This window comes from Streptomyces sp. RG80, assembly GCF_040446465.1.
Lineage (GTDB): Bacteria > Actinomycetota > Actinomycetes > Streptomycetales > Streptomycetaceae > Streptomyces.
The window spans coordinates 1217115-1233226 of the sequence record NZ_JBEAAJ010000001.1; the positions used below are offsets into that span (position 1 = coordinate 1217115).

Here is a 16112-nt window from a genome sequence, read left to right on the forward strand (position 1 = left end):
CCGCTGCCCCTACCCGTCCCATCCCTGAGGGCTGCGCCCCCAGACCCCCGCTTCGGCCCGAAAGGGCCTCGTCCTCAAACTCCCCCAGAGGGGGTGCCCCCAGACGGGCTGGTCGGTCAGCTCCTCCGGCGTTCGAGGAGCGGCACCCCGCCAAACCGGCGCACTCCCACCCCCCAGCACTCCGCCCCGGACAAACGCCCCTCCGCGCCCCCGCCCCTACCGTGGACCCGAAAGCCAACGCACACCCCCAACGCGGAAGGGCCGGGACCCGCATATGACTTCCACCCACGCCTTCTGGCTCGCCGGCCGCCAGGTCACCGGCGAGGACAGCTTCGACGTCAGTTCGCCGTGGGACGGGCGGATCGTCGGCAAGGTCAGCGTGCCGAGCGAGGCGCAGACCGAGGAGGCCGTCGCCGCCGCGTACGCCGTACGGGACGAGTTCGCCGCCACGCCCGCCCATGTGCGGGCCGCCGCCCTCGACCACGTCAGCCGCCGCCTCGTCGAGCGCACCGAGGAGATCGCGCAGCTGATCTCCGCCGAGAACGGCAAGCCGATCAAGTGGGCCCGCGGTGAGGTCGGCCGTGCCGTCTCCGTGTTCCGGTTCGCGGCCGAGGAGGCCCGTCGGTTCAACGGCGGCGAGGCCCAGCGCCTCGACACCGACCTCGGCGGTCAGGGGCGCCTCGCGCTCACCCGGCGCTTCCCCAAGGGTGTCGTCCTCGGCATCGCGCCCTTCAACTTCCCGCTCAACCTGTGCGCCCACAAGATCGCCCCGGCGATCGCGGCCGGCGCGCCGATCATCCTGAAGCCGGCTCCGGCGACCCCGCTCTCCGGGCTGATCATCGGCGAGCTGCTCGCCGAGACCGAGCTGCCCGCGGGCTCCTGGAGCATCCTGCCGGTGCCGAACGACCGTATGCCCGCCCTCGTCCAGGACGAGCGGCTGCCGGTCATCTCCTTCACCGGTTCCGAGAAGGTCGGCTACGCGATCATGGACTCGGTGCCGCGCAAGCACTGCACCCTGGAGCTGGGCGGCAACGGCGCGGCCGTCGTGCTCGGCGACTACGCCTCCGACGCCGACCTCGACTGGGCCGCGACCCGTATCGCGACCTTCTCCAACTACCAGGGCGGCCAGTCCTGCATCTCGGTGCAGCGGGTCATCGCGGACGCGTCCGTGTACGACCGGCTGCTGCCCCGCGTCGTCGCCGCCGTCGAGGCCCAGGTCACCGGTGACCCGAGCGACGACAAGACCGACGTCGGGCCGCTGGTCAGCGAGGACGCCGCCCTCCGTGTCGAGGCGTGGGTCAAGGAGGCCGTCGAGGCCGGGGCCACGCTCCTCACCGGCGGCGAGCGCGACGGCGCCTCCTACGCGCCGACCGTCCTCACCGACGTACCGGCCGACACGACGATCTCCTGCGAGGAGGTCTTCGGGCCCGTCCTGACCGTGCAGAAGGTGAACGGCGAGGCCGAGGCCTTCGCGGCCGCCAACGACTCCAAGTACGGCCTCCAGACAGGCGTGTTCACCCACGACCTCCAGGCCGCCTTCCGTGCCCACCGCGCGCTCGAGGTCGGCGGTGTCGTCATCGGCGACGTGCCCTCCTACCGCGCCGACCAGATGCCGTACGGCGGCGCCAAGCAGTCCGGTGTGGGCCGCGAGGGCGTGAAGTTCGCGATGGACGACTACACCTACGAGCGGGTGCTCGTGCTCACGGGGATCGCGCTCTGACCTCTGGGGAAGACCGACGGCCGGAGCCCGCTGTGCGGGGGCTCCGGCCGCTTCTCGCCCACCCTCTAGCTAATGGGAACCATTTTCAGATAGGGTGGCGACAGCGGCGCTAGCCCGCTGACCCGAAAGGGCCCGGCACCGATGCCTTCCGGTGCCGGGCCCCTTCACTGTGCCGCTCTCCTCCGGACCCTCAACCGGAGAAGCCGGCACGCGCGAGCCGCAGCGGGCCGCGCAGCCTGAGACGGACGTCATGCACCCCGGAAGCGGGCAGCGGGGCGGTCACCGTCACATAGTCGTACGGGCCCGACGTGGGCGCGGGTGGTGACAGCACCGCCAGTGCCGAACCGCCGTCGAGCGACACCTCCACCTCGCCCTCGCCCGCCACGGTCACCGTCACCTCCGTGACCCCCGCCCCGAAGTCGCAGGCGCGGTAGAGCAGTTCGGCCGACCCACCGTTCGCGGGCGTCACCGCGTCGCCCGCCGTCTTCGTGCGGTCGACGATCGCGACACCGCTCTGCTCGTCGAAGTCGGCCCCGTGCAGACCGCGTTCGACGACCGGGCGCGGCCCGCCCGCCTCGCCGTCCAGGACGACCGTCGTACGCAGCCGGACATCCTCGCTGGAGGCGCCGACCAGCAGGTCGTACGGGCCCGGCTCCAGGCGCCACCGGCCGTGCGCCACGTCCCAGAACTCCAGTGCCGGCAGCGGTACTTCGAAGGACAGCTCCCGCTTCTCGCCGGGGGCCAGCGTGAACCTCTCGTGCGCCACCAGCTCACGGCGCGGACGCGGCACCGAGGGATCGGCGGCGCGGGCGTAGAGCTGGGCGACCTCGTCGGCCGGCACGTCCCCGGTGTTCGTGACTGTGAAGGAGACCTGCAACTCCCCCTCCCCGACACGGGACTTCAGGTCCGCGTAGGAGAAGGACGCGTACGACAGGCCGTGGCCGAAGGGGAACAGCGGGGTGCCCTCGTAGTACAGGTAGGTCTGGCGGCCGCCGAGCACGTCGTAGTCCAGCAGGTCGGGAAGGTCGGCGTCGGCGGCGTACCAGGTCTGCGGGAGGCGGCCCGCAGGGGAGACGTCGCCGGCCAGGATCCGGGCCAGCGCGGTGCCGGCCGCCTGACCGCCGTGCGAGGTCCACAGCGCCGCACGCAGCGGCGCCGGGTCGAAGGCGTACGGGTAGGCGGAGACCAGGGCCAGCACCGTGTTCGGGTTGGCGGCGCGGGCCGCGCGCAGCAGGCGCTCCTGGTGGGCGGGCAGGGCGAGCGTCGTACGGTCCTCGGTCTCACGGCCGTTGATGTGCGGGTCGTTGCCCGCGACCACCAGCACCACGTCCGCCTCGGCGGCGACCCTGGCCACCGCGTCCTTGCCGTGCTCGGCGACGATCAACGTGAAGATTTCGGGCTGATCGTCGAGTTCCGCGTTCTCATCGGCAACCTTTACTCCGGCGGCGCCGACAGAGACGTGGCGACCCGTACCGACGTGCCTGAGGAGGTGTCCGTGTTCATGGGGTTCCAGCCGGAACGTCTCCTGGACGATCCAGCCTCCAGGCTGGTCGGCGGAGGCGCGCAGGAAGCCGTCGTCGGCGACCGAGAGATAGCGGCCGTCGGGGGCGCGCAGGGTCAGTACGCCCTCGCCCCAGTCGACCAGCGCGAGCTCGGTGCCGACCGGGCCGGTGGCGAGCGGCGGCAGATCCGTGCGGCCCGCCAGCAGCGCCGGGTCGAGGGCGCCCTCGGCGCCGCGCACCGCGTCGTCGGCCTCCGCCTCGGGGACGTGCAGGAAGGTGCCGTCCGAGGTCTTCAGCAGGACCCGGTCCACCCCCTCCGCGAACTCCACGCGGTCGGCGCCGAACCGCTCGTACAGGCCCTCCAGCGGGGTGGAGCGGTGGATCAGTGTGCCGCTGTACCAGTCGAGCTTGCACTCGTCGGCGAGCAGCCCGACCACGGCGAGCCGGGTGTCCGGGGCGAGCGGCAGCACACCGTCGTTGCGCAGCAGCACCGCCGACTGCTCGGCCGCCTCCTGGGCGAGGGCGCGGTGGGCCGGGGTGTCGAAGTCCTTGGTCAGCGCGTACGGGTCGTACTGCGGGTCGAACTCGCCGAGGCGGAAGCGGACCGAGAGCTGGCGGCGGACCGCCGTGTCGATGTCGGCCTCCGTCAACAGGCCCTGCTCGTAAGCCCTCTTGACCCGGCCGACCATCTGCGAGCTGTCGGTGCCGTGGTCGGTGAAGCTGTCGACGCCGGCCTGCAACGAGGCCGCGGTGGCCTCCTCGTGGGTGTCGTAGTAGTGCTCGTGGTCGACCAGGTTGGAGGGCGCGCCGGCGTCCGAGCAGACCAGCAGGTCCTCGTCCGTCCAGGTGCGCAGGTGCTCGCGCAGATACGGACTGACGTGGTTCGGGCGGCCGTTGACCAGGTTGTACGCCGGCATCACCCCGGCCACCGTGCCCGCCTCGACGGTCTCGCGGAAGGCGCGCAGGTCGTACTCGTGGAGCACGCGCGGGCGGACCGAACTGGACGAAGTGGCCCGGTCCGTCTCGTTGTTGTGGGCGAGCCAGTGCTTGAGGACGGGCGCGGTGCGCCAGTACGTCGGATGGTCCCCGCGCAGGCCCCGGGTGTACGCGACGGCGATCGCCGAGGTGAGCTTCGGGTCCTCCGAGTAGCCCTCCTCGTTGCGGCCCCACAGGGGGTGGCGCAGCAGGTTCACCGTGGGGGACCAGACGTTGAGGCCGACGCGGTCGTCGAGGGCGCGCATCGCCCGGACCTCCTTGGAGACGGCCTCGCCGACCCGGTGCACGAGATCCGTGTTCCAGGTCGCGCCCAGGCCCACCGCCTGCGGGAACACCGTCGCCGGGCCCATCCAGGCCACCCCGTGCAGGGCTTCCTGGCCGGTGCGGAAGGCCTCGATGCCGAGCCGCTCCACGGCGGGGGCGAACTGGTGCAGGAACGCGGTCTTCTCATCGAGGGTCAGCCGCGACAACAGGTCGTCGATGCGCTTCGCGAACGGCAGATGCGGATCGCGGAAAGGCGGCGTGGGCGGCGTCTGTGCGGTCACGTGGGGTTCCCCTTGAAGTGGAGCGGCCGAGCGCTTTCGAAGCGCTTCGATGCTGATTCGACACAGGGCCGGGTGTCAAGAGAGCAGCGCCGTCACTTCAAGTCGTGCATAAGAAAAGGTCACCTCCCATACCCCGGAGGAATATTGGAAGCGACTCTTGTGCACCCACATGCCTTCACTTAACCTCACAGCAACATCGAAGCGCTTCGACTACGGCGGTAGGCCGGATCCGTCGGGGCATCGCTTCAGCTCAGCCAGTTCCACTCAAGACACCACAGCCGACGGCTCCACCGCCGGGTGTCCTGGTGCGCCATGAAGGGTTGACGCAATGACGCCGAACGCCGCCCCCGCCTCCTCCGGACCGAGCCGGAGAAGCTTCCTCGCCTCCACGGCGGTCGCCACCGCAGCGGTGGCCGGTGGAATGCCGCTGCTCGCCGCCTGCGGCGGTTCGGACAGCGGGTCGCGCGACGGCACCACGTCGAGCAAGGACGCGAAGAAGATCCTTCCGGCGTACGTGGCGAGCAACGTGGTGACGCCGGACATCCCCGCCAAGAACGGCTCAGCGATCGGGTTCACCAGCAAGCTGGACCTCGCCACGCTGAAGACGTCGGTCGAGAAGAAGCTCGGCAAGGGCGGCAAGGTCACCGTCATGTCGCCGTTCTGGGGCTCCCCGCCCAAGAGCGGCAACGCCTACTACAAGGCGATGAACGACCTGATCGGCGTCGACGTCCAGTGGCAGAACCAGGACGGCAACACCTACGAGCAGAAGCTCGGCGCGGTGCTCGCCTCCAGCGACGTGCCGGACGTGGTGGTCGTCCCCGGCTGGAACATGAACGGCAAGATCCCCACCGCCATCATGAGCAAGTTCGCCGACCTCGGCCCCTACCTCTCCGGCGACGCGGTCAAGGACTACCCGAACCTCGCGGCGATCCCGACGGACGCCTGGCGCCGCTCCATCTTCGGCGGCAAGCTGCGCGGTCTGCCGATGCCGTCGCCGTGGGCCCCCAGCATCGTGCCGCTTTACCGCAAGGACATCTTCGACAAGGAAGGGTACGAGATACCCAAGTCCTGCGACGAGTTCATGGCACTGGCCAAGGAGATCACCAACGCCAAGGCCAAGCGCTGGGCGTGCCTGGACATGAAGTGGACCGCCTGGCAGGCCTTCGGTGTCTTCTCCGGCAGCGAGAAGCCGCTCGGCTGGAACATGGTCGACGGCAAGCTGGTCTACCGCGTCGAGACCGAGCAGTACCTCGAGGCGATCGAGTGGTCCCGCAAGCTGTTCGAGGCAGGCGTCGTCCACCCCGACTCCAAGATGGGCAAGAACGCCCCCGATCCGGGCCCCAAGTTCGCGGCCGGCGAGTTCCTGATCTACCCCAACAACATCTCCCAGTGGTGGGGCCGCACCGCCGAACAGGCCCAGCAGAACCCGGAGTTCAAGATCTGGGGCATGGACGTCTGGGGCCACGACGGCGGCAACCCCACCATCTACGCCGAGCAGCCCGCCGGCATCTTCGCCTTCGTCAACAAGAAGGCCTCCGAGTCGGTCATCCGCGACGTGCTCGCCGTCGCCAACGTCACCGCGGCGCCGTACGGCACCAAGGAGTACATGATGACCAACTACGGCGTGGAGGGCACCCACTACACGGTCAAGGACGGCGTCCCCGCCAAGACCGACCAGGGCAACCTCGAGGTGATGAACGCCTACGTCATGATCGACGGCCCCGCCGCGACCATCGCGCACCCCGACTTCCCCGATGTCGCCAAGGGCCAGGTCGAGTGGCAGCAGCGGATGGGCGCCTTCACCAAGAAGTCCACCTTCTGGGGCATGCAGATCACCGAGCCCAACCGCTACACCAACCTCGCCAACGACTTCGAGCAGCTGGAGGACGACATCGTCCGCGGCCGCAAGAAGATCAGCGACATGCAGCAGGCCGTCTCCGACTGGAAGAGCAAGGGCGGCGACAAGCTGCGCGACTGGTACAAGCAGATCCTCGACGAGAACGGCTCCGCGGCCAGCTGACCGGGTACCGAGGCAAGGAGAACGGCCGTGTCCCACAGCACGGTGCCTCGGAGCAGGACCGAGGCCGACACGACGGAGAAGACCCCGGTGGCGTCCGGCGGCGCCACCGGCTCCAAGGGCAAGAAACGCGCGGGCAAGCTGAGCCTGAGACTCAGGTTCCGGCGCGACCGCGTCCTCATCCTGATGACCCTGCCGGCCGTCGTGCTGGTCCTGCTCTTCAACTACGTGCCGATCCTCGGCAACGTGGTCGCCTTCCAGGACTACGACCCCTACATCAGCGACAACGGCGTCGTGTCCATGCTGCACAGCCCCTGGGTGGGGCTGGAGAACTTCCAGCGGATCTTCGCGGACTCCTCCTTCTGGCAGGCGGTCCAGAACACCCTCGTGCTGTTCGTCCTCCAGCTCGTGCTGTTCTTCCCGATCCCGATCCTGCTCGCGCTGCTCATCAACAGCGTGATCAGGCCCCGGGTGCGGGCGATCGCACAGGCCGTTCTCTATCTGCCGCACTTCTTCTCGTGGGTGCTGGTCATCGCGGTCTTCCAGCAACTGCTCGGCGGCGCCGGACTGCTCTCGACGCTGCTGCGCGACCACGGGTACGACGGCCTCGACATCATGACCGACCCGAACACCTTCAAGTTCCTGGTCACCGCGCAGTCGGTGTGGAAGGACGCGGGCTGGGGGATCATCGTCTTCCTCGCCGCGCTGGCCTCCGTGAGCCCGGACCTGTACGAGGCCGCGGCCATGGACGGGGCCTCGCGCTGGCGCCGGATGTGGCACGTCACCCTGCCCGCGCTGCGACCGGTGATCGCGCTGCTGCTGGTGCTGCGGGTCGGTGACGCGCTGACCGTCGGCTTCGAACAGATCCTTCTCCAACGCGACGCCGTGGGACCGGGCGCCGCGGAAGTGCTCGACACCTTCGTGTGGTGGAACGGCGTGCGCAACCAGGACTTCGGCTACGCGGCCGCCGCCGGCCTCGTCAAGGGCGTCATCAGCATCGGCCTCGTCCTGGCCGCGAACAAAGTGGCCCATCTCATGGGCGAGCAGGGGGTGTACAAGAAGTGACCGCCGTGATCGACAAGCCGGTACCCAAGCCCGTACCCAAGCCCGGCCGGTGGGCCGCGCCGCCCCGGCCGGTCTGGGAGGAGGAACCCTCCAAGGTCGGACTGGCGAGCAAGGGGCTGGTGCTCGGCATCGCCTGTCTGGCCATCCTGTTCCCGCTCTGGATCGTCGTCGTCACCAGCCTCTCCTCGCGCAAGACCATCGACGAGGCCGGCGGTCTGGTGATGGTGCCCAAGGACATCACCTTCATCGCCTACCAGGAACTCCTCAGCGGGGGACAGGTGACGCGGGCCGCGATCATCTCCGTCCTGGTCACGCTGGTGGGTACGGCGTTCTCCATGACCGTGTCCGTGCTCTGCGCGTACGGGCTGTCGCGGAGCGGGTCGCTGGGGCATCGGTGGATCCTGATGGCCCTGCTGGCGACCATGTTCTTCAGCGCCGGTCTCATCCCGACGTATCTGCTGGTGCAGACGCTCGGGCTGACCGACAGCTATCTCGCGCTGATCCTGCCGAGCGCGATCAGTGTCTTCAACATCCTGGTGCTGCGCGGGTTCTTCATGGGGATCTCGCCGGAACTGACCGACAGTGCGCGGATCGACGGGGCCGGGGACTTCCGGATCCTGTGGCAGATCATCATGCCGCTGTCGCGGGCCGTCATCGCGGTGATCACGCTGTTCTACGCGGTCGGGTACTGGAGTGCGTGGTTCAACGCGTCTCTGTATCTCAACGACCAGGACATGATGCCGCTCCAGAACGTCATGATCCAGCTGGTGCAGAAGCAGGAGGCTCCGGTGGGGCTGGGGCAGGCCATCAAGACGGGGCAGCTGTCCGGGCTGGCCGTGCAGATGGCTGTGATGGTGATGGCGTTGCTGCCGGTGGCTGTGCTTTCGCCGTTCGTCCAGCGGCATTTCAAGAAGGGCATGTTGACGGGCGCGGTGAAGGGTTGATCCGCGCCCATTGAAGAGGGTGGCGGGGACAGGACGGCGGCTGCGGGTTCGTTGTGGCTGGTCGCGCAGTTCCCCGCGCCCCTGAGGTTGGTATCTCCACCCCCTTTTCATAGAGCGAGGTATGTCATGAGCACGTCCCGCCTCAGTAGGCGAACCGTTCTTGCCGGGACCGCGGCCGCCGCCGCGCTCACCGCTGTTCCCCTGCTGCCGGGGCGTGCGCATGCCGCCGAGACCGCCGGTGCCGGCGCCTATCGCTGGCGTACCGCCGTCATCGGGGGTACCGGGTTCGTGACCGGTGTTCTCTTCCATCCCTCCGTCCGCGGGCTCGCCTACGCCCGTACCGACATCGGTGGGGCGTACCGGTGGGACAGCGCCGCCGCCTCCTGGGTGCCGCTCACCGATCACCTCGGGTGGGACGACTGGAACCTTCTCGGTGTCGAGGCCATCGCCGTCGACCCGGCCCACCCGAACCGGGTCTATCTCTCGCTCGGCACCTACGCCCAGGCGTGGGCCGGGAACGGTGCCGTGCTGCGCTCCGACGACCGCGGTGCCACCTGGGCCCGGACCGACCTCACCGTGAAGCTCGGGGCCAATGAGGACGGGCGTGGGTGTGGTGAGCGCCTGCTCGTCGACCCGCGGGACAGTGACACTTTGTGGCTGGGGACCCGGCACGACGGGCTGCTCAAGTCCACCGACCGGGGCGCCACCTGGGCCACCGCGACCGGCTTCCCGGGCACCCCGAGCGCCTCCGGGCAGGGCGTCACCCTGCTCGTCGCCGCCGGGCGCACCCTCTACGCCGGCTGGGGAGACTCCGACGGCACCGCCGCCAACCTGTACCGCACCGCCGACGGCACCAAGTGGGAGGCCGTGCCCGGGCAGCCCTCCGGTGCCGCCGCCAAGGTGCCGATCCGGGCCGCGTACGACAAGCACACCCGCGAGCTGTACCTGACGTACGCCAACGCTCCCGGGCCCAACGGGCAGTCCGACGGCAGTGTGCACAAGCTGTGCACCGCCAACGGCAAGTGGACCGAGGTGACTCCGGTGAAGCCCGGCGGCACGACGAGTGACGGATCCTCCGACACCTTCGGCTACGGCGGGGTCGCCGTGGACGCCCGCAGACCCGGGACCCTCGTCGTCTCCACCAACAACCGGTGGGCCGCCGTCGACACCGTGTTCCGGTCCACCGACGGTGGTCGCACCTGGACGTCCCTCAAGGACTCCGCCGTCTTCGACGTCTCCGAGACTCCTTTCCTCAAGTGGGGCGACGACAAGCCCAAGTTCGGCTGGTGGATCCAGGCCCTCGCCCTCGACCCGTACGACTCCAAGCACGTCGTCTACGGCACCGGCGCCACCCTCTACGGCACCCGGGACCTGAAGCACTGGGCCCCGCAGATCCGCGGCCTGGAGGAGACCTCCGTGCGCCAGCTGATCTCGCCCCCGGTCGGGAAGGCGCACCTGATCAGCGGGCTCGGGGACATCGGCGTGATGTACCACGAGCGGCTCACCGCCTCGCCCTCGCGCGGCATGGCCACGAACCCCGTGTTCGGGACGGCGACGGGACTCGCGCAGGCCGCGCTGAAGCCGGCGTACGTCGTGCGCAGCGGCTGGGGCGACCACGGCAACGGCGCGTACTCGAACGACGGTGGGCAGACCTGGGCGCCCTTCGAGGCCCAGCCCTCCATGGCCAAGGACGCTCCGGGGCCGATCACCACCAACGCCGACGGCAGCGTGCTGCTGTGGGTCTTCGTGCACTGGGACGGCACCAAGTACCCGGCCTACCGCTCCGCGGACAACGGCGCCACCTGGACCGAGATCTCCTCCTTCCCGAAGGGCGCCACGCCGGTCGCCGACCCGGCCGACCCGACGCTCCTCTACGCGTACGACACCGACACGGGAAAGCTACTCGCCAGCACTGACAGTGGCCTCAGCTTCACCGAGCGTGCGACCGGGCTGCCCTCCGGTGACACCCAGTTCGAGCTGGTCGCCGCGCCCGGGCGCTCCGGCGACCTGTGGCTGAGCGTGAAGTGGAACGGGCTCTACCGGTCCACCGACGGCGGTGCGAGCTTCGCCAAGGTCGCCAGCTGCTGGGCCTCGTACACGCTCGGCTTCGGCAAGGCCGCCGACGGCGCCGACTACCCGGCGATCTACATGGTCGGCTCGACCGAGTCCATCACCGCCGTGTACCGCTCCGACGACGAGGCCAAGAGCTGGACCCGGATCAACGACGACCAGCACCAGTGGGGGTGGACCGGCGAGGTCATCACCGGCGACCCGCGCGTGTACGGCCGGGTCTACCTCGCCACCAACGGGCGCGGCATCCAGTACGGAGAGCCCGTCTGATGCCCGACCTCGGTGCGGTGACGAACGGTCGCCTCCTCTTCGGCGGCGACTACAACCCCGAGCAGTGGCCCGAGGAGACCTGGCACGAGGACGTCCGGCTCATGAAGGACGCCGGGGTCAACACCGTCACCCTCGGCGTCTTCTCCTGGGCGAAGCTCGAACCCCGCCCGGGGGAGCGGGACTTCGGCTGGCTGGACCGGCTCATGGACCTGATGCACGAGAACGGCATCGGTGTCGTCCTCGCCACGCCCACCTCCTCGCCGCCGCCCTGGATGGGGCACCTGCACCCCGACACCCTTCCCGTCGACCAGGACGGCCGCACCGAGTGGTGGGGCGGCCGGCAGCACTTCTCCCACTCCAGTGCCGTCTACCGCCGTTACGCCGCCGCCATCACCGAGGACCTCGCCGCCCGCTACGGCGGCCACCCGGCCCTCACCCTGTGGCACATCAACAACGAGTACTGCACCTACGACTGGGGCCCCGAGGCCGCCGCCCGCTTCCGCGACTGGCTGCGCGACAGGTACGGCACGCTCGACGGTCTCAACGAGGCCTGGGGCACCGCCTTCTGGAGCCAGGGCTACGGCGACTGGGCCGAGGTGCACACGCCCCGCCACGCCCACTACCTCAAGAACCCGGCGCAGGTGCTGGACTTCAAGCGGTTCACCTCCGACATGCTCCTGGAGTGCTACCTCGCCGAGCGGGACATCGTGCGGCGGCACACCCCGCACCTCCCGGTCACCACCAACTTCATGCCGCTGTGGGTGGGTCAGGACGCCTGGCGGTGGGTCGAGGAGGAGGACGTCGTCTCCGTCGACCTCTACCCCGATCCACGCGACCCGCTCGGTGCCCAGTCCGGCGCTCTCGTCCAGGACATGACCCGCTCGCAGGCCCGCGGCCCCTGGATGCTCATGGAGCAGGCGGCCGGTCCGGTCAACTGGCGGGGCGTCAACCATCCCAAGCCCCGTGGCCTCAACCGCCTCTGGTCCCTCCAGGCCGTCGCCCGGGGTGCCGACGCCGTCTGCTACTTCCAGTGGCGGCAGTCGCGGCAGGGGGCGGAGAAGTTCCACTCCGGGATGGTCAGTCATGCGGGGGAGCGGGGCCGTACGTATCAGGAGGTCAAGCGGCTGGGGGCGGAACTCGCCCGGATATCGGGTGAGGTGACGGGCCGTCACACCGTCGGCGACATCGCGGTCCTGCACGACTGGCACTCCTGGTGGGCCGGTTCCCATGAGGGCCGGCTCTCCACCCAGGTCGACTACGCACAGGTCCTCACCGCCTGGCACCGGGCCCTGTGGGAGGCGCAGCTCGCCACCGACTTCGCCCACCCCGAGCACGACCTCACCGCGTACAAGCTCGTCGTCGTGCCCCAGCTGTACTCCCTGGGCGACGCGGCGATCGAGAACCTCCTCGCGTACGTCCGCGGCGGCGGCACCCTCGTCTCCGGCTTCCTCACCGGCGTCGCCGACGAGGACGACCGGGTGCGAGCCGGCGGGATGGACTCGCGCCTGCGTGAGCTCTTCGGTATCCGCACGCTGCACGAGTGGTGGCCGCTGGACGCGGGGGAGAGCGTGGAGTGCGACGGCTTCCGCGGGACGCTGTGGTCGGAGGAGATCGAGAAGGACGAGGAGGCGACGACGGAGGCCGCCTTCAAGGGCGGTGAACTCGACGGTCTGCCCGCGGTGTTGCGCAAGGGCCGGACCCGGTACCTCGCCACGCTTCCCGACTCCGGCGACCTGCGCGCCCTCCTCGCCGGCATCGCGGCCGAGGCCGGTGTACGGCCGGTGCTCAACGGGCTTCCAGCCGGTGTCGAGGCGGTACGCCGTGGCGAGCTGCTCTTCGTCCTCAACCACTCCCGTGAGTCCGTGCGCGTCGAGGTGCCCGGCACCCACCACGACCTGCTGACGGGGGCGACCGTCACGGACGAGTTGACCTTGGACCGTTACGGCGTGGTGGTGTTGCGCCCATGAACGCGGAACTCGGTACGGTGCACGGCACTTGGGAACCCACCCCCGCCACCCGCTGGGAGGACGGCTTCCTGAGCGGCAACGGCCATCACGGCGCTCTGGTGTTCGGTGAGCCGAACGGCGAGCGGGTCGTCGTCACCCATCACACCCTCGTGCGCCCCAATGGAGCCGAACGGGCCCGCCCGCCCAGGCTGGCCGCCGAACTCCCCGCACTCCAGGACCGGTTGCTCGCCGGGGAACTGACCGCGGCGGAGACCTTCACCGATGGACGCGACCTCCAGTGGGTGCAGCCCTTCCATCCGGCCTTCCAGCTACGGCTGCGCGGAACGCCCGATGGCGCGGGGAGAGACGGAGAGGCGGACGCGGGGGGACACGAAGACGCCGAGGGTTACAGACGCTCCGTCTCCTTCGCCACCGGAGTCGTCCACAGCGAGTACGAGGGCTGGAGCAGCCGCCTCTTCGTCTCCCGCGCCGACGACGTCATCGTCCAGCGGGTCACCACGGCCGACCTCGACATCTCCCTGGACCACCGGCTCCCGGGCGCCCCGAAGGACCTCGGCGTCGGCCACGGCGCCGTCCTCACCCCCGACGGCGCCCTGCTCACCCTGCGCGCCCGCTACCCCGGCAGCGACCGCGCCTACACCGGCATCACCCTGGTCCTCGTCACGGGCGGCACCGCCACCCTCACCCCGCCCGGCCTGCGGATCACCGGCGCCGAGTCGGTGCTGCTGCTCACCCGCGTCCAACGGCACACCGGCGAGCTGGACGTCATGGAGCAGGCGCGCGCCCTGCGCGACCTCGGCCCCGGGTACGACACCCTCCTGGACGCGCACACCGCCCTGCACCGCACCGCCTACGAGCGCGTCACCCTCGACCTCCACGCCGACCCCGCCGAACGCGCCCTGCCGGGCTCGGAGTTGCTGCACCGCACCGAGAGCCCCGCCCTCCTGGAACGCCTCTTCGCCGCCGGCCGCTACCACCTGCTCTCCGCCAGTGGACTCTTCCCGCCCCGCCTCACCGGCCTGTGGACCGGAGACTGGGACACGGCCTGGGCGGGAGCGTTCACCAACGACGCCAACGTCAACCTCCAGACCGCGTCCTCCGCGGTCGCAGCCCTCCCCGAAGTCACCGCGGCACATGCCTCCCTGATCCATGGTCAGCTCCACGACTGGCGCGAGAACGCCCGCGCGATCTTCGGGGCCCGGGGTGTCGTCGCCCCGCCGCACAGCGACGGCGAGTCCGGACTGACGTACCACTTCAGCCGCGAGTACCCGCTGCACCTGTGGACCGCCGGCGCCGACTGGCTGCTCAAGCCGCTCGTCGACCACGACGAGACCCGCGGCGAACGCGACCCGCGCACCGCCGCCGCACTCGCCGAAGTCGCCCAGTTCTACGAGGACTTCCTCACCCGCACCGACGCCGACGGACACCTCGTCGTCGTCCCGTCCTACTCGCCCGAGAACCGCCCCGCCAACGGCAGTTGGGGCGCGATCAACGCGGCCATGGACCTCTCGGCCGCCCGGCACGCGCTGCTGACGGCCGCCGCGTACCACCCCGGGACGGGGGAGGCCGATCGCTGGACGGCACTCGCCGACCGGCTCCCGCCGCACCGGATCAACGACGACGGGGCCCTCGCCGAATGGGCCTGGCCCGGCCTCGACGACACCTACGACCACCGCCACCTCAGCCACCTGTACGGCGTCTGGCCGCTCGACGAGATCACCCCGTACGACACCCCGGACCTCGCCGCCGCCGCGTACCGCGCCCTCGAACTCCGCGGCGCCGAGAACGACTCGGCCCACGGCCACCTCCACCACGCCCTGATCGCCGCCCGGCTGCGCGACGGCGAACGGGTCGCACACGCCCTCGGCCAGGTCCTCAAGGGCGACTTCTTCCACGCCTCCCTGATGAGCGCGCACTACCCGAACCGCGACGTCTACAACGCGGACGCCGCACACACCCTCCCGGCCGTCCTCGTCGAGATGCTCGCGCAGTCCACCCCGGACCGGCTGGTGCTGCTGCCGGCGGTCCCGGCGGCGTACCCGTCGGGACGCGTCACGGGCATCCGCACCCGGTTCGGGGCGGAGCTCGACCTCAGCTGGAACCCGCAAGAAGCGACCGCGGTGCTGCGCCCCACCCGCAGCCACCGCGTCGAACTCCGGACTTCCTCCGGCGCACGGATGCTCGATCTCGTCGCCGGAGAAGACCACGTCCTGCCGCTTGGGGCGTGGTAACACCCCCCCCGCAATTCCCCCCACCCATGGAAAGGGACCCCATGGCAAAGAGCAGGAAGAACACCCTCCGCAGGATCACCATGGCGGTACTCGCCCCGGCGATGGCCTTCGGCGCCACCGTCGGACTCGCCTCCGCCCCCGCCTCCGCCGCCGTCTGGAACTCCTGCGACCAGTGGGGCAACACGAGCCTGAACGGCTACACGCTCTACAACAACATCTGGGGCTCCGGCGCCGGCAGCCAGTGCGTCTGGGCCAACTCCGGTACGAACTGGGGCGTTTGGGCCAACCACCCCAACACCGGCGGCATCAAGTCCTACCCGAACTCCAAGAAGGTGGTCAACAAGACCATCGCCTCCCTCGGCTCGCTCACCAGCAGCTACAACGTCACGGTCCCGTCGTCCGGCGCGTACAACACGTCGTACGACATCTGGGACACGGACTACGACTACGAGATCATGCTCTGGGTCAACTACAACGGGGCCGTCGGCCCGCTCGGCACCTCGCAGGGCAATGTCACCCTCGGCGGCCACACCTGGACCGTCTACAAGGGCAGCAACGGCGCCAACGAGGTGTTCTCGTTCCTGCGCACCTCGGACTCCAGCTCCGGCACCGTGAACATCAAGCCGATCCTCACCTGGATCTCGGGCACCAAGGGCTGGATGTCCAGCAGCGAGACCATCGGCGACGTCCAGTTCGGCTACGAGATCACCAGCTCCTCCGGCGGTCTGGACTTCGTCACCAACAACCTGACGGTCAGCAGCAGTTGAGCAGGCGGGGTGGGGTTA

9 protein-coding genes are annotated in these 16112 nt (G+C 70.0%); 8 read left to right on the forward strand and 1 reads right to left on the reverse strand.

The features are described 5' to 3' along the window. Window positions 1-274 precede the first annotated feature (274 nt). Window positions 275-1720: an aldehyde dehydrogenase family protein gene (locus ABKA17_RS05615; protein ID WP_353690683.1), complete on the forward strand. Its 1446-nt coding sequence runs from the start codon at window positions 275-277 to the stop codon at window positions 1718-1720. 190 nt (window positions 1721-1910) lie between these two features. Here the strand turns inward: ABKA17_RS05615 and ABKA17_RS05620 are convergent, their stop codons facing one another. Beyond that, a complete protein-coding gene (locus ABKA17_RS05620; protein ID WP_353690684.1) occupies window positions 1911-4763 on the reverse strand; it encodes a glycoside hydrolase family 3 C-terminal domain-containing protein in 2853 nt (950 codons plus the stop codon). Window positions 4764-5091: 328 nt separating this feature from the next. Between ABKA17_RS05620 and ABKA17_RS05625 the strand changes: the two genes are divergently transcribed. From ABKA17_RS05625 to ABKA17_RS05655, 7 genes are all read left to right on the forward strand, one after another. Then, window positions 5092-6783, forward strand: coding sequence for an extracellular solute-binding protein (locus tag ABKA17_RS05625; protein WP_353690685.1), 1692 nt, complete (start codon window positions 5092-5094; stop codon window positions 6781-6783). 27 nt (window positions 6784-6810) lie between these two features. Continuing rightward, window positions 6811-7845, forward strand: coding sequence for an ABC transporter permease (locus tag ABKA17_RS05630; protein ID WP_353690686.1), 1035 nt, complete (start codon window positions 6811-6813; stop codon window positions 7843-7845). Next, the gene (locus ABKA17_RS05635) at window positions 7842-8789 is read left to right on the forward strand and encodes a carbohydrate ABC transporter permease (protein WP_353690687.1); all 948 of its coding nucleotides are present in this window, start codon (window positions 7842-7844) and stop codon (window positions 8787-8789) included. The genes ABKA17_RS05630 and ABKA17_RS05635 overlap by 4 nt, the downstream gene beginning before the upstream one ends. 126 nt (window positions 8790-8915) lie before the next feature. After that, a complete protein-coding gene (locus ABKA17_RS05640) occupies window positions 8916-11129 on the forward strand; it encodes a 1,4-beta-glucanase (protein ID WP_353690688.1) in 2214 nt (737 codons plus the stop codon). Further along, window positions 11129-13096 carry a beta-galactosidase gene (locus tag ABKA17_RS05645; protein WP_353690689.1) on the forward strand — a complete coding sequence of 656 codons (1968 nt, stop codon included), beginning with the start codon at window positions 11129-11131 and terminating at the stop codon, window positions 13094-13096. Before ABKA17_RS05640 ends, ABKA17_RS05645 begins: the two co-directional genes overlap by 1 nt. Next, window positions 13093-15327: a glycosyl hydrolase family 95 catalytic domain-containing protein gene (locus tag ABKA17_RS05650; protein ID WP_353690690.1), complete on the forward strand. Its 2235-nt coding sequence runs from the start codon at window positions 13093-13095 to the stop codon at window positions 15325-15327. Before ABKA17_RS05645 ends, ABKA17_RS05650 begins: the two co-directional genes overlap by 4 nt. A 41-nt stretch (window positions 15328-15368) precedes the next feature. Next, complete coding sequence (locus ABKA17_RS05655; protein ID WP_353690691.1) at window positions 15369-16094, forward strand: glycoside hydrolase family 12 protein; 726 nt, start codon at window positions 15369-15371, stop codon at window positions 16092-16094. Window positions 16095-16112: the final 18 nt, after the last annotated feature.

What these genes read in the sequence shown, in the direction of transcription:
- ABKA17_RS05625 (WP_353690685.1), top strand. Translation starts at nt 5,092, where the DNA reads ATGACGCCGAACGCCGCCCCCGCCTCCTCCGGACCGAGCCGGAGAAGC.
- ABKA17_RS05640 (WP_353690688.1), top strand. Translation starts at nt 8,916, where the DNA reads ATGAGCACGTCCCGCCTCAGTAGGCGAACCGTTCTTGCCGGGACCGCG.
- ABKA17_RS05655 (WP_353690691.1), top strand. Translation starts at nt 15,369, where the DNA reads ATGGCAAAGAGCAGGAAGAACACCCTCCGCAGGATCACCATGGCGGTA.
- ABKA17_RS05645 (WP_353690689.1), top strand. Translation starts at nt 11,129, where the DNA reads ATGCCCGACCTCGGTGCGGTGACGAACGGTCGCCTCCTCTTCGGCGGC.
- ABKA17_RS05650 (WP_353690690.1), top strand. Translation starts at nt 13,093, where the DNA reads ATGAACGCGGAACTCGGTACGGTGCACGGCACTTGGGAACCCACCCCC.
- ABKA17_RS05615 (WP_353690683.1), top strand. Translation starts at nt 275, where the DNA reads ATGACTTCCACCCACGCCTTCTGGCTCGCCGGCCGCCAGGTCACCGGC.